This window comes from Helicobacter sp. 23-1044 (assembly GCF_053654695.1).
In genome coordinates this window covers 19,734-32,690 of sequence record NZ_JBSIUQ010000013.1, presented here as the reverse complement: position 1 = coordinate 32,690, position 12,957 = coordinate 19,734, and the positions used below count along the sequence as shown (strand labels likewise).

16 protein-coding genes are annotated in these 12,957 nt (G+C 40.0%); 8 read left to right on the top strand and 8 right to left on the bottom strand.

What is annotated here, in order from left to right; genetic code table 11:
- Positions 1 to 4 precede the first annotated feature (4 nt).
- The 8 genes from ACWIUD_RS10175 to ACWIUD_RS10140 all read left to right on the top strand — a co-directional run bounded on the left by ACWIUD_RS10175 (position 5) and on the right by ACWIUD_RS10140 (position 5,353).
- Positions 5 to 187: a hypothetical protein gene (locus ACWIUD_RS10175; RefSeq protein WP_454148804.1), complete on the top strand. Its 183-nt coding sequence runs from the start codon at positions 5 to 7 to the stop codon at positions 185 to 187.
- Positions 174 to 692: an inorganic diphosphatase gene (gene ppa / locus ACWIUD_RS10170; protein ID WP_454148803.1), complete on the top strand. Its 519-nt coding sequence runs from the start codon at positions 174 to 176 to the stop codon at positions 690 to 692. The genes ACWIUD_RS10175 and ppa overlap by 14 nt, the downstream gene beginning before the upstream one ends.
- Positions 693 to 821: 129 nt before the next feature.
- Positions 822 to 2,249, top strand: a complete 1,428-nt coding sequence (gene dnaB / locus ACWIUD_RS10165; protein WP_454148802.1) for a replicative DNA helicase — start codon at positions 822 to 824, stop codon at positions 2,247 to 2,249.
- Positions 2,224 to 2,400: a hypothetical protein gene (locus tag ACWIUD_RS10160; RefSeq protein WP_454148801.1), complete on the top strand. Its 177-nt coding sequence runs from the start codon at positions 2,224 to 2,226 to the stop codon at positions 2,398 to 2,400. Before dnaB ends, ACWIUD_RS10160 begins: the two co-directional genes overlap by 26 nt.
- A gap of 181 nt (positions 2,401 to 2,581) precedes the next feature.
- Positions 2,582 to 2,734 (top strand): hypothetical protein, encoded by a 153-nt coding sequence (locus tag ACWIUD_RS10155; protein WP_454148800.1) that lies wholly within the window; start codon positions 2,582 to 2,584, stop codon positions 2,732 to 2,734.
- Between the two features lie 66 nt (positions 2,735 to 2,800).
- Complete coding sequence (locus tag ACWIUD_RS10150) at positions 2,801 to 3,355, top strand: hypothetical protein (protein ID WP_454148799.1); 555 nt, start codon at positions 2,801 to 2,803, stop codon at positions 3,353 to 3,355.
- 2 nt (positions 3,356 to 3,357) lie between these two features.
- Positions 3,358 to 3,990, top strand: coding sequence for a nitrate- and nitrite sensing domain-containing protein (locus ACWIUD_RS10145; protein WP_454148798.1), 633 nt, complete (start codon positions 3,358 to 3,360; stop codon positions 3,988 to 3,990).
- Entirely contained in the window at positions 3,902 to 5,353 is a 1,452-nt protein-coding gene (locus ACWIUD_RS10140; protein ID WP_454148797.1) for a methyl-accepting chemotaxis protein, read from the top strand. Before ACWIUD_RS10145 ends, ACWIUD_RS10140 begins: the two co-directional genes overlap by 89 nt.
- Here the strand turns inward: ACWIUD_RS10140 and dsbI are convergent.
- From dsbI to ACWIUD_RS10100, 8 genes are all read right to left on the bottom strand, one after another.
- Positions 5,343 to 6,170 carry a protein-disulfide oxidoreductase DsbI gene (gene dsbI, locus ACWIUD_RS10135; RefSeq protein ID WP_454148796.1) on the bottom strand — a complete coding sequence of 276 codons (828 nt, stop codon included), beginning with the start codon at positions 6,168 to 6,170 and terminating at the stop codon, positions 5,343 to 5,345. The two genes, ACWIUD_RS10140 and dsbI, sit on opposite strands and share 11 nt — an antisense overlap.
- Before the next feature lie 95 nt (positions 6,171 to 6,265).
- Positions 6,266 to 6,889 carry a thiol:disulfide interchange protein DsbA/DsbL gene (locus ACWIUD_RS10130; protein WP_454148795.1) on the bottom strand — a complete coding sequence of 208 codons (624 nt, stop codon included), beginning with the start codon at positions 6,887 to 6,889 and terminating at the stop codon, positions 6,266 to 6,268.
- Entirely contained in the window at positions 6,886 to 7,251 is a 366-nt protein-coding gene (locus tag ACWIUD_RS10125; protein ID WP_454148794.1) for a hypothetical protein, read from the bottom strand. Before ACWIUD_RS10125 ends, ACWIUD_RS10130 begins: the two co-directional genes overlap by 4 nt.
- Positions 7,235 to 7,924 carry a F0F1 ATP synthase subunit A gene (locus tag ACWIUD_RS10120; RefSeq protein WP_454134706.1) on the bottom strand — a complete coding sequence of 230 codons (690 nt, stop codon included), beginning with the start codon at positions 7,922 to 7,924 and terminating at the stop codon, positions 7,235 to 7,237. Before ACWIUD_RS10120 ends, ACWIUD_RS10125 begins: the two co-directional genes overlap by 17 nt.
- Before the next feature lie 176 nt (positions 7,925 to 8,100).
- A complete protein-coding gene (locus ACWIUD_RS10115) occupies positions 8,101 to 9,102 on the bottom strand; it encodes an NAD-dependent epimerase/dehydratase family protein (RefSeq protein WP_454148793.1) in 1,002 nt (333 codons plus the stop codon).
- Between the two features lie 2 nt (positions 9,103 to 9,104).
- A complete protein-coding gene (locus ACWIUD_RS10110) occupies positions 9,105 to 9,578 on the bottom strand; it encodes a DMT family transporter (RefSeq protein WP_454148792.1) in 474 nt (157 codons plus the stop codon).
- Positions 9,478 to 11,316 (bottom strand): hypothetical protein, encoded by a 1,839-nt coding sequence (locus ACWIUD_RS10105; RefSeq protein ID WP_454148791.1) that lies wholly within the window; start codon positions 11,314 to 11,316, stop codon positions 9,478 to 9,480. Before ACWIUD_RS10105 ends, ACWIUD_RS10110 begins: the two co-directional genes overlap by 101 nt.
- A complete protein-coding gene (locus ACWIUD_RS10100; RefSeq protein WP_454148790.1) occupies positions 11,313 to 12,953 on the bottom strand; it encodes an ArnT family glycosyltransferase in 1,641 nt (546 codons plus the stop codon). The genes ACWIUD_RS10105 and ACWIUD_RS10100 overlap by 4 nt, the downstream gene beginning before the upstream one ends.
- Positions 12,954 to 12,957 lie beyond the last annotated feature (4 nt).

The window sequence follows — 12,957 nt, the reverse complement described above, 5'->3', positions numbered from 1 at the left end:
ATTTATGGCAAATGAATCCACGCCGTCATTGCGAGATTCGCAACGCGAATCGAAGCAATCCACAAAAAATAAAAAAATGGATTGCCACGATTTGACTTCGTCAAATCTCGCAATGACAAATCAGAGTAGATTCGCAGAATCTACATTTAAATTTCAACAAAAAGGACAAAAAAATGGATTTAAGTAAATTGACTTATGGTGGCAAAGATTTCGTAAATGCGGTGATTGAAATCCCTTATGGTTCAAGCGTGAAATACGAAGTCGATAAGGACACAGGCGCGATTATGGTGGATAGAGTAATGTATAGTGCGGTTTATTATCCCGCAAACTACGGCTTTATCCCGCAGACTTTGGCTGATGATGGCGACCCTATGGATATTTTGGTGCTAAATCAATATCCACTTCAAGCAGGAAGCGTCATCAAATGTCGCATTATCGGCGTTTTGATTATGGAAGATGAAAGCGGAATGGACGAAAAACTTTTGGCACTACCCACCGAAAAAATTGACCCAAGTTACAGCAATATAAAGGATTTTAGCGATTTAAGTGAGCTTTCATTAAATCGAATCAAAAATTTCTTTGAGACTTACAAAATGTTAGAGCCAAACAAATGGGTAAAGCTAAAAAACTTCGAGGGCAAGGCAAAAGCGATTGAGATTTTAGAAAAATCCATCAAAAATTACAAAGTGTAAGATTTTGTGGCGATTCGTGGATTTTGGATTCGTGGCAAATGTGTGGCGATTCGTGGCAGATTCGCAATAGATTTGTGGCGGATTCGTAGCGTTTTGTGGCAAAGATTTGATTAGATTTGCAGGTGATTTATGGATTCAAGCATATCATTTGAACGCGCACTTTTAGCCTCAATCCTTTACAATCCCAATATTTTTGGCGAGATTGAAAGCGAGTTAGATTCAAGCGACTTTTCTTACGAGCAAAATGGCGCGGTTTTTGCCACGATGAGCGAACTTTACAAGGCTGACTTGCCGTTAGATAACAACTACATTTTGACGCGCTGTGGCAAAAAAGGCAAGGATTTAGAAAACTTTAAGGCAAATTTTTTAGAGATTGTCGCAACAAGCGCGATTGTGGATATTAAGGGCTACATAAGCGAAATTCGCAATATCGCCTTAAAGCGCAAATTGCATTCTTTGGCAATTTGCATTCAAGAAAAAAGCAAAGAAAATGCGATGAGCTCCGCTGAAATCATCGACAATATCGAAAAAGAAGTTTTCAAATTAGAATCCAAAAGCCACACGGGCGATTTTAGGGACTCGCATAGCGTTGTCGCCTCTACGCTTGATTATATGCACGAAAATAAGGCGTCAGGCAATCAGATTCAAGGCATTAGCACGGGATTTAAATACTTGGATATGACGACAAATGGCTTTAAAAAAGGCGAACTCATCGTCCTTGCCGCGCGTCCGGGTATGGGCAAAACGGCGTTTGCGCTAAATGCGATTTTGCCGACATTGAAGCGCGATGAAGCAGTGGCGTTTGTGAGCCTTGAAATGGGCGCAGAACAGCTAATGCTACGCATCTTTGCTATCGAATCAAATATCCCTTTGCAAACGCTAATTAGCGCAAATCTAAGCGACAATGAATGGCAATATTTGCAAAGCATTAGCACAAAAATTGCGACAGAGTGGCGATTGCACATCGAAGATGGCGCGAATCTAAACATCTCCGCGCTAAAATCCAAAATCCGCCGTCTTATGCTAAAAGAGCCAAAACTCACCCTTGTGGTGATTGATTATTTGCAGATTATGAGTGGTGTGGGGAGCAAGGATAGGCATTTGGAAATCGCTGAAATCTCGCGTGGGCTTAAAAATCTAGCCCGTGAGTTAGGAATCACAATCATCGCTTTAAGTCAGCTAAATCGTATGCTTGAATCGCGCGATGACAAACGCCCAATGCTTAGCGATTTGCGCGAATCTGGCGCAATAGAGCAGGACGCTGACATCGTGCTATTTCTCTATCGTGGGCAAATTTATGACATTCGCGACCAGCGCAAACGAATGGAGGACGCCAAAAAAAACGGCAAGGAATTTAAAGAGGCACTCATCGTGGAGGGGGAGAGCGAGGAAGTGGAGCTAATCATCGGCAAACACCGCAACGGCGAGTTAAAGACGATTAAGATTATGATGTTTCCCAAATTTACGCGTTTTGTGGATAAGGATTTGCGCGTTGAGGGCGAGCAAATGCCTACAAAGATGATTGATGGGGATGAAAATTTGGATATGCCGTTTTAGATTCTGCGCTAGATTCTGCGATTCGCACGAAATTTCGCAGAATCTCGCAAAAAAATCGCAGAATCTTGCGATGACGGACAAAAATACCCCACTTCGTCATTGCGAGGCGCACGAAGCAAAGCGAGTGCAACGAAGCAATCCAAAAAAATAAAATGGATTGCCACGATTTGCTTCGCAAATCTCGCAACGACAGAAAGTAATGCAGATTCTACGTTTTTCTCAAAATTCAGCAGAATCTAGCGTGAAAAATCACAGAATCTAAAAATTCCCCCTCCCTTGCGGAAGGGGATTAAGGTGGTGGATAAATTTAATACAATTCGCAGAATCTCGCGATGACAAAAATTTTATTAGATTCTGCGTTTTTCACAACTTTCGCAGAATCTCACAAAAAATCGCAGAATCTCGCAATGACAGACAAAAACACTCCACTTCGTCATTGCGAGGCGAATCGCAAGATTCGCCGAAGCAATCCACAAAAAAATTAGTCGCGCAAAGCGCAACCGAATCTCGCCCGCTTCGTGGTGCAAAAAATCGGGAGCAAGGGTGCAGTAGTGCCACCCGCCGATTTTTTGCTAGAAGCGGAAAAGCGAGGCACTCCCCCTAAAAGCGAAAAGCGGCAGCTTTTGGCGAGTAGGGGGAGCGGGGAGGGGGGTGCAGCCCTTTTGCGAGAAAAATCGAGCGAATCTAATCCAAAAAACGGCGAAAATCTCGCAGATTCTGCAAATGAAACGAAAATCGCAGAATCTATTTTAAATTGTCATATGGTTGCTTCACTGCGTTTGCAAATCCTACGGATTGAGCGAAGCGAAATATCTCAAAACATAGATTCTTCGCTTCGCACTTCGTGCTATGCTCAGAATGACAAAATGGATTGCCACGATTTGACTTCGTCAAATCTCGCAAAAAATCAAAAAATTCGCAAATCTCGCGATGACAAAAATCTATTAGATTCTGCGTTTTTCACAAAATTCGCAGAATCTCCCACATTTCGCAGAATCTGCGTAGATTCTGCACTTAAATTCAAAAAAAAAAAAAAAAAAAAACGATATCTTTTAGCATTTTTTAATAAAATATCAAATCAAAATTCCCAAACAAAAAAGGCGTAAAAATGCTAAATAATCTAAATATCAAATCAAAAATTGTGATTTTGGTTGCGTTGCCACTTGTGGCGATGGCGATTTTAATGGCGATTTTGCTTTTGCGAAATTATGACGCGCTAAAAAATGACAGGCAGTTGCAAACGCAAATCGCCATTTCTACCAAGCTCTCCGCCCTTGTGCACGAATTGCAAAAAGAGCGGGGTTTGAGTGCGGGATTTATATCAAGCAAGGGGGCGAGTTTTGGCGGTGAGCTACGCTCCCAAAGACAGCTAACTGACAAGGCATTTGCGGATTTTAGCGCGAGTGTGGATGGCGCAAATTTAAGCGCGCAACACAAAAACTTGCTAAATGATGGATTTAGCGCACTAAAATCGCTAAATGCCACACGAAAAAGCGCAGATTCTACGCTAGATTCTGCGAATGCGCCCTTGCAAAGCATTATTAGCTACTACACAAGCACGATTGCAAGTCTGCTCCACACCATCGTAGAATCCACAAAGTTAGTAAATGAAAGTGCCACCACCTTGCAAATGATAAGTTATATGAATTTTTTTGTATGGCAAAGAAAGTGCGGGATTAGAGCGCGCAACGGGCAATGCGATTTTTGCGGCAAATGCCCCCGCGAATGCGGTGCAATATGAAACTTTCATCAGCCTTTTAACAAAGCAAAAGGTGCATAATGACGTATTTTTGGACTTTGGCGATGAAAAAAGTGTGGATTTATTTAGCGAGGTGCAGAAGTCAAAAAGCACTAAAAAAGTCGATGAACTGCGTAACGCATTGAAGCGAAACTATCTAAAAGGCGATTATGGCGTCCCTGCGAAGCTGTGGTTTGATACCATCACACAAAAAATCGACTTGCTAAAAAATATCGAGGATAATATCGCAAATAACCTCCAAAGCGCACTTTTAAGCAAAACGCAAAATCAGCAAAATTATTTCTATAAAATTTTGGCACTTGCAATCATCGTGCTTGTGGCGACAATCGCGCTTTGCGTGATGATTACCAAAAATATTTTGCAAAATTTAGAGAATGTGAATGCCAAACTACATTTCATCATCACAAACAAAGCGATAAATGAAAAAATCACCATAAATTCGCACGATGAAGTCGGCAAAATGGCAGATTCAGTGAATACATTTTTGCGCTACATAAATGATATTTTTGCAAAGATTTTTGGTGCGATTCGCCAAAATCAAAGCGTAGCGGAGGCGTTAAATAAGATTTCAGAAAATATCAAGGCAAAAATCGCGCAAGTGCAGGGCATTAGCGAACATAATACCGCGCTAGGTGCGACTTCTCGCGCAAATATCGATAAAAGCATAGAGTTATCAAATTTGGCAAAAGATGAATTGCAAAAAGTGCTATCAACCGCAGGGCAGACGCAAAAAACAATCCAAACCATCAGCAAAGAGATTTTATCAAACGCAGAAAACGAAAAAAGCAATGTTGAGAAAATACAAGGACTTGCAAACGAAGCAAAGAGCATAAAAATCGTGCTAACTTCAATCACAGAAATCGCCGAGCAGACGAATCTTTTGGCACTAAATGCGGCGATTGAGGCGGCACGCGCAGGTGAGCACGGGCGTGGATTTGCGGTGGTGGCGGATGAAGTGCGAAAGCTAAGCGAGAAAACAAGCAAATCCGTAAATGAAACAGGCGTGGTGATAAATGCGATTTTGCAGTCCATTAGCGATGTTATCGAAGATATGGAGCAGAGTTTTGAAAAAATGGAGAAGTTATCCGCAGATTCTGCGATTATGCAAGAAAATATCGCAAATCTCTCAAATATCATAAACACCGCAATCGCCCAATTCGCGCAATCCCAAGAGATAGCAAATAAAGTAAATGATAGCATTTCAAATCTCATAAATAACGGCATTGCGATTGATTCAAATATCAATGAGCTAGCGGATATTAGCAAAAAATGTCAAGAGACTTCTAGCGATTTGGAGGCAAAGAGCGATGATTTGAATAAGGCACTAAGCGAGTTTAGGATATAGCCCGATAAGCGAGTTTAGTATATAGCGCGATAATCGCCATCGCCAAAAGAATGGCAAAAATAGCGCAAAACGCAAACAAAGCGCACTCCGCCATCGTGCCAAACTTCAAACTTGGGATTAGATACCATCCATCGCTGTAAAGTTCGATTAAAGATTGTTGCACCGCGCTAAAACTCGCCCCCTGCGGTGGCATAGGATAATCCACGCCACAATCCCCACTTGGCGCAAAAATACTTGGCAGCCACCTATCAAGCGGCACTCCAAAGTCAAACTGCGCCCTAAAAGCGCACCCCGCAGTGCCAAAAATTTCATCGCTGCGAAGCGCGTCATAAATCGCATTTAGTTTTATGCTAAACATCATCCCGCGCACCGCGCCAAAAATCGCCACAATGTAGGCGATGATTTTTAAAAAAAGATTCTGCGGATTTAATAGCGCAAATGCCCCGCCAAGCGCAACCACCAAAAACGCATAGCGAATATACACGCACAGAGCGCAAGGGCGCATAAATAAATAATATTGCAAAAAATGCGCAAATGCCACAAGTCCCACGCAAAGCACAATCAAAATCCCCCAAAAAATGCGAGTATTTTGGAGGCGATAAAGATTGTGGGGAAGATTGTGCGTGGTTTGGGGAAACTCGCGTTTGAGATTCTGCGAATTTTGGAAAATATTTGGATTTTGTGGGTTTGGGGGAATATTGAGATTCTGCGAATTTGGCGGAATGTTTGAATTTCGCAGAATCTTTAAATTTTGCAAATCACAAATTCTCTTTATTTTCTGCAAATTTCGCAGAATCTGCCCTAAAAATCCACCCATCGCAGAATCTCCATAAGTTTAACTCTTGCAAATTTACACTTCGCAGAATCTAAATAAGATTCTGCAAATGTCCGCAAAATCGCAGAATCTACGCATTATTTTTCAAGCAATATGTTGATTTTATCCACCAAATCCTGCGCGGATTTTATGGCACTTGCGAGAATTAAATACTTGCCATTTACCACAAATGCGGGGATTCCCTGCACTCTTGCCGCCTCATATCCCGCCTCCCACGCTTTTAGCAAAACTATCACTTTTTGATTTTGTAGCGCGTTTTTAAAGTCTTTTTCCGCAATCCCACTTGCTTTAAGTCCGATTTGCAAAAACTTCTCCCTATCAAACTGCGTCCTTTTCTCGTGATACTCGACAAAATACGCACTTTTTGCCCTATAAAACGCAGAATCTGCGCTAAAAATCGAAACGCCATCCGCTTCATCTTTTATCATCGCCACCGCCAAAACTTCGCTTGTGACTTTCTCATCATCATTTCGCCATAAATGATACGCCTTAAAAACCGCATCTTTGGGGAGCGCGCGGGCGATTTGCGGTGTGATTTTTTCATATTTGTAGCAAAAAGGACAGGCATAGTTAAAAATCTCAATGACGGACTTCTCCGCGCCTAAAATGGGCGTTTTTAGCGTTTCATAATCCACGCCCTCCCTTAATTCCACGCCAAAGCAAAACACGCTAAATAAAAAAATCGCAAATATCTTTCTCATATTTTCTCCAAAATCCTTATTTCTCGCAGTTTCAACCCCACTAAAACAAACATACATTTTAGCACCAAAATCGCAAATGCCGCGATGATTAAAATGATAAAAAATATCCCAAGCGAGACTAGCAAACTCCCGCGCACCACGAAAAACGCAAAGAAAAATCCAAAGCACAGCGCAATGCCTAAAATCGCGCCAATCAGCATTTCGATGATAATGCCGATGCTTTTTAGATTGTATAAAAATGCTTCGTTTTTAAGTAAAATCGCAGAATCTGCGGTGGATTCTCCCGCAGAATCTAGCGCAAAATCGCCATTAGATTCTGCGTTTTTCGCAGAATCTCGCCGCTTTTTAATGCGATTCTTCATCTAAAATAATCGCACCAGCAAGATAAACATAAGTCAAAATCATAAAAATAAACGCCTGCAAAATCCCCATAAATGTAAGTATCGCAAACGCCGGCAGTGGCGCAACCCACGGCACTAGCATTAGCATCACAAGTAAGAAAATATCATCGCCCTTAATGTTGCCAAAAAGCCTAAAAGAAAGCGAGATTATGCGCGAGAAATGCGAGATAATTTCTACGGGGAACATTAGCGGGGCGAGTGCTTTTAGCGGTCCCATAAAATGCCCAAAATAGTGCGCAAATCCATTTTTGCGAATGCCCTCAAAATGGTAGTAGAAAAACACAATCAGCGCAAGTGTCAGCGTAAAACTCCAGCTTGAACTTGGTGCTTCAAAGCCCGGGATTATGCCAATCATATTTGCCAAAAAGATGATAAGTGCCAAAGTCGCGGTGAGCGGGATATATTTTCGCGCGAGCTTTTCGCCGATGGCGTCCTTTGCGAAAAATATGATACCGCCCAAAAACGCCTCCGCGACATTTTGCAAACCGCTTGGCACGAGCTCCAAACGGCGTGTGGCGAGTTTAGCGATGATGAGTGCGAGTAAAAATGTAAGCACCGTGTAAAATCCGATGATAAAGTCGTGATTAGAGTTTATCGTCCCTGCGAAAGTCCAAAGTCTGCTGTCTAATCCCATTTCCAAGTCCTTTTTGATGATTTTAAAAGGCGCATTTTACATTTATTTTTCTAAAAAATGCAATAGTTTCTAAAAAATCTCCGCTAGATTCTGCGAAAATTACCAAAACGCGCAGAATCTAACGCAGATTCTGCGATTTTGTTAGATTCTGCGATTTTGCCACAAATTCGCAGAATCTACATTTTGCACTTCATTTCTTTGTAATATTGAAACGCCTCTAATAGCATATCGCAATCGCCCTCTTTTGGTCGCCAGCAAAGCAGATTCTGCGTTTTGGAAATATCGATAATATATTGCTTATCCGCAATGGCAAACTGCTCTTTATACATCAGCGCCGCACCGCAAAATTCTAACGCACTCAAAATGCACTTAACGCCTCGCCCCCAGGTTGGCAAAAGAATGCTTTTTGAGTCGCCCTGCTCTATGACAAACTTTAAAAGTTCTTTGATTTTTGGCGGATTTTGCGAACCTAAATTAAAAATATCATTTGGGATGCCCTGCTCTATCGCGCAAATGATTGCCTCTGCGCAGTCTTTCACGCTTACCATTTGGTAGCAATTTTCCCCATTGCCAATAAGCGGAAGGGGCAAATTTAACTCCATTAAGCGAAATAATTTCAGCAAAATGCCATATCGCCCAGCACCTAAAATCATCCTTGGGCGGAATATTGTAGCACAAATCCCCCCCCCCGTAGCATTTTTGCAAATCAAATCTTCTGCTTCCTTTTTGCTTTTACCATAATATCCAATGGGATTGCGTGGATGAGAAGTATCTATCGGCAAATATTGTGGCACTCCATAAACCATATCCGTGCTAAAATAAATGAGATTTTTACACCCGCACTCTTGCATTTTTTGCAAAATATTTTTTGTCCCGCAAACATTTACATCAAAAAAATATTCTTTTAGGCAATGCGGAGAAAATGCCTTTATCGGCGGTTTTGGCGAATATGCCCGCGCTACTAAATGTATCACAACATCATTTTGCAAAAACTCAAAATCTACATTTTTTGCAATATCGCATTTAATAAACTTCGCCATTTTGGCATTTGGCTGGGTAATATCGATATTTATAATTTCGCCTTTTTTTATGCGCGAAATCTCAATCGCCTCTTTTAGCGCATTTATCGCATATTTCCCCACAAATCCACTGCCGCCAATCACAATATATCTTTTCATCGCTACCCCTTCATCGTTAAAAGAACTAATCCCACGCAAATAAGACCAATCCCAGCAATTTTACTTGCATTAAGCACCTCGCCAAAGGCAAAGTGCGCCACAACCGCGCTAAAAACAAATCCTAACGCCAAAAATGGATACGCCACGCTTACTTGCACCTTTGCCAAAACGATTAACCACGCAACAATGCTAATTGCATAAATCCCAAGTCCGCCTAAAATAAATGGATTTAGCGCACATTTCAAAATAAACGCACCGCTTAATTCTAATGCCTCGCTACTCATCCCCTTTTTTAGCAATAATTGCGCGATGGCATTCAAAAGCACGGAAAATAAAATCAGTGGAATAAATGCTAACATTTCTAAACCTCCATTTTTATTTAGATTCTGCGGTGGATTCTGCGTTTTTTGTGCTAGATTCTGCGTTTTTTGCGGTGGATTCTGCGTTTTGCGTTTGATTTTCAATATCTGCGACATTCCAAAATCCTCCCACATCAAGCACATTTTTTAATGGATAAAATTTCTCCCCGCCATTTTTACGCGCCAAAAATGCGTCTTTATCTAATATCTCCATTTCATATCCCCTCTCCAAAAGTTTAATGCCAAAGGACTTTTCCATCCCGGGCAAATAAATATAAATCTTTTCATTTGGGAGATTTGCTAACTGCGATTTTATGTTATTTTTATACCAAAAATTTAGCGGAAAATTTGCCGTGGATAAAAAAGTCAAAATTAGGCAAAAAATAGCACCCACCCGCAGAATCTGCGAAAATTTATTTAGCATAAAAAAATAACTAAAAATAATTATAATAAAAGGCAAAATCCACATTTGCGGGACATATCTCGCCCACCAGCATTCTGGATTTATTATCACCGACCCCAAAATCACGCAAAATAAAAACATAAAATCCCTATGTGAAAACTTCCTAAAATTTAGCGCAATCATCGCAAGGCACAGCAAAATAATCCCACTAAAATAATATCCAAATCCGCCAATTCGCGTATCCGTATCGCCAAGTCGCTCATCGCTATGCCGTAAAAATGGAATTTTTAGCGAACTTTCGCCATTTTGCCCGAGATTCTGCGATTTACCAAAAAGCGATTTTGCGAGTTTGGCAAAGCGATTATTTTCTGCAAAATCCTTTGGTTGTTGCGAGGCGATAATATCAATCTTATCTTTCCCCATCAAAGGATATCCAAAATGCCCATTTTGCGCTTGATTTGTAAGCAGTGGATTTACATTGCAAATAATAATTAGCACACACGCAATCGCCCCACAGCAAAATATCGCCTTTGCCGCCTTAAAATCCTTGCGATAGATTTGATATAGCAAATACGAAATGCCGATAAATCCAGCATAAGCGATGCCTGTGAGTTTAATACTAGCAGTGGCAAGAAGTGCCAAAATAAATATTGCTTTTGGCAGTATTTTCGCAGAATCTATGGCAGATTCTGCGAATTTTGCGCTAGATTCTGCGAATTTTGCAGAATCCAAATCAATCATCGCAAAAATCACAAAAATTATCGCCACTCCCAAACATCCATCAATATAATAAGTCCCAATTTGCGCCATCACCACAGGCGAAAACACCGCCAAAAATACAAGCAAAACAATAATTGTAAAATTTATATTTTTAAATCTCCCAAGCACCGCCACGCCGTAAAAAAATGCCCCAAATACAAAAATATAATTGATTGCCTTTCCGCTCTCAATCGCTCCAAATGCCTTGTAAATGCAAGATTGCGTGATTTCTGCAAACTTCAAATAATGCGTAACCCAAAGTTCGTGACTTAAAAACTGCCTTAAATCCGCGACTTCATCCATTTTCTCATAGATTGGATTCCATCCATTTGCAAGATAATAAATCCCAATTTGATGATATGCCCTACCATCCCAACTATAATCATAAAAATACAACGCCATAAAAATCGCAAAGATAAAAACGCCAAAAAACGCCACAGCACTTAAAGTTTTGCATTCATTATTTTTTAGCAAAAATAGCAAACTACCGCACAGCGCGATATAAAAATAAAGTGCATTTATTTGGATTTTTAGCACAAATCCTACACTTGCGATGATAAATAGCATTAGCACAAAGCAAAATAGCGCAATTCCCACGCGATAACTAATCATTTGAAACTTTAAAGTATCCCTTAAACGCGAGATTTTAAATAGCACAAATGCCCCAATGCAAAATAAAATAATTTTACTCATTTTGCACCTCCATTCGCAGAATCTACGGGAGATTCTGCGATTAAACTATGCGCAAAATCTATATTTTGATAAATCACTAAATTTTCATCATCAAAGACTTTTTTATACGGCAATTTCGCAGAATCTAACTCTTTTAGCACCTCAATGCTTAATGCCAAATTTTTATCATTATGCAAATTGTCACCAAAAAACGCAGAATCTTTAAAAAGCACAATAAAATCCTTTGGCGCAAATGCGAAAGTATGCGGTTTTTTCGCCCACTCTTCATAAACAAATCCCTGCTTATCCAATCGCCCATAGACATTAAAAATATTTTTTGGTTTTAGTCCTAACTCCAAATACGCAAAGGCAGTGTTGTTTGTAAGCACATTATAGATTTTGCCTTGTGGGGCGACTTTTTTTAGTGCGAAAATCATCATTTCGCTTCGCTGTTTTATAAAATCCAAATCCTTTTTATCGCTAAAAACGCTACCATAAGCACCATTTGCTATGCCAAAAAATATTTGTAAAATTAAAATTACGCTAAAAAATTTTGTTGAGTGATTTTTCATAATCTGCCCCCCCCCAATTCCTAAAATCACAACCCCAAGCGAAATTGTCGAAATGTAATAACTCGCCCAAATTTTATTCACACAAAATAGCAAATATAAAAGCGAAATGCCAAATCCTGCAATAATGCTAACAATCGCGCAGAATCTAGCATCTTTTTTCACTAAAAATCGCACCAAAAAATACGCACAAATCGCCACCAAAATCACAAACACAAAAATCTCAAAATAATAAAAATCCACAACCTTAAAAATCTTATCACTCAAACTTGGCATTATGTATGACCCGTGATTTGTGGCATTGCTACTCATATTTCCCTCAAACATATTCCACCACGCCCTTGCCCCGCGCGGATGCAAAAGATATGGATTTGTGATAATCCAAAGTGCAAAAATCGCCACACTCGCCACAAAAAGACGCTTGAAAGCAACAAAAATATTTTGCTTTTTAAACTCCAAAACACAAGGCAGGCAAATATAGCAATAAATTAGCGGGAGAAACATCACCGCTTGAAACTTTGCAATACCCACGCCAAGTCCCAAAGCAACAATGGCAAAATAATAATTTTTTCCAAATTTCGCAGAATCTAACAGCAAAAAATACGCACAAAGCAAAATAAAAAAACTTTGAAAAAAATCTGGTTTGATATTAAATCCACCTAACCAAAATCCACCCATTGAGACAAAAATCAACACCAAAAGAAAAGCATTTTTGGCATTTAAATATAATCGCGCGATACGATAAAGAAGCACCACATTTAAAAGCACAAAAATAGCATTTAAGATTCTAGGGGCATAAATGGCAAGTGCGTAATTATCAAGTGCAAAAAATGGCGCAGTTACAAATAAATTTAGCACATAATAAACAAATCCATAATTATAAAATCCAAAGGCAAAAAATTGCTTTATATTTAATGCTAGCGCACCTTCATACATATTCTCAAATTGCAGAATCTGCGGGAACTCATCGCCCTTTGTCGCTTCTAAAAACTCAATCTCCAAATGCCTAACGCCAAACACTACAAACACACACAAAACCCCAAAGCACAGCGCAATTAGCGCGTAAAAATACATTCTATTTTCTCTCATCTTT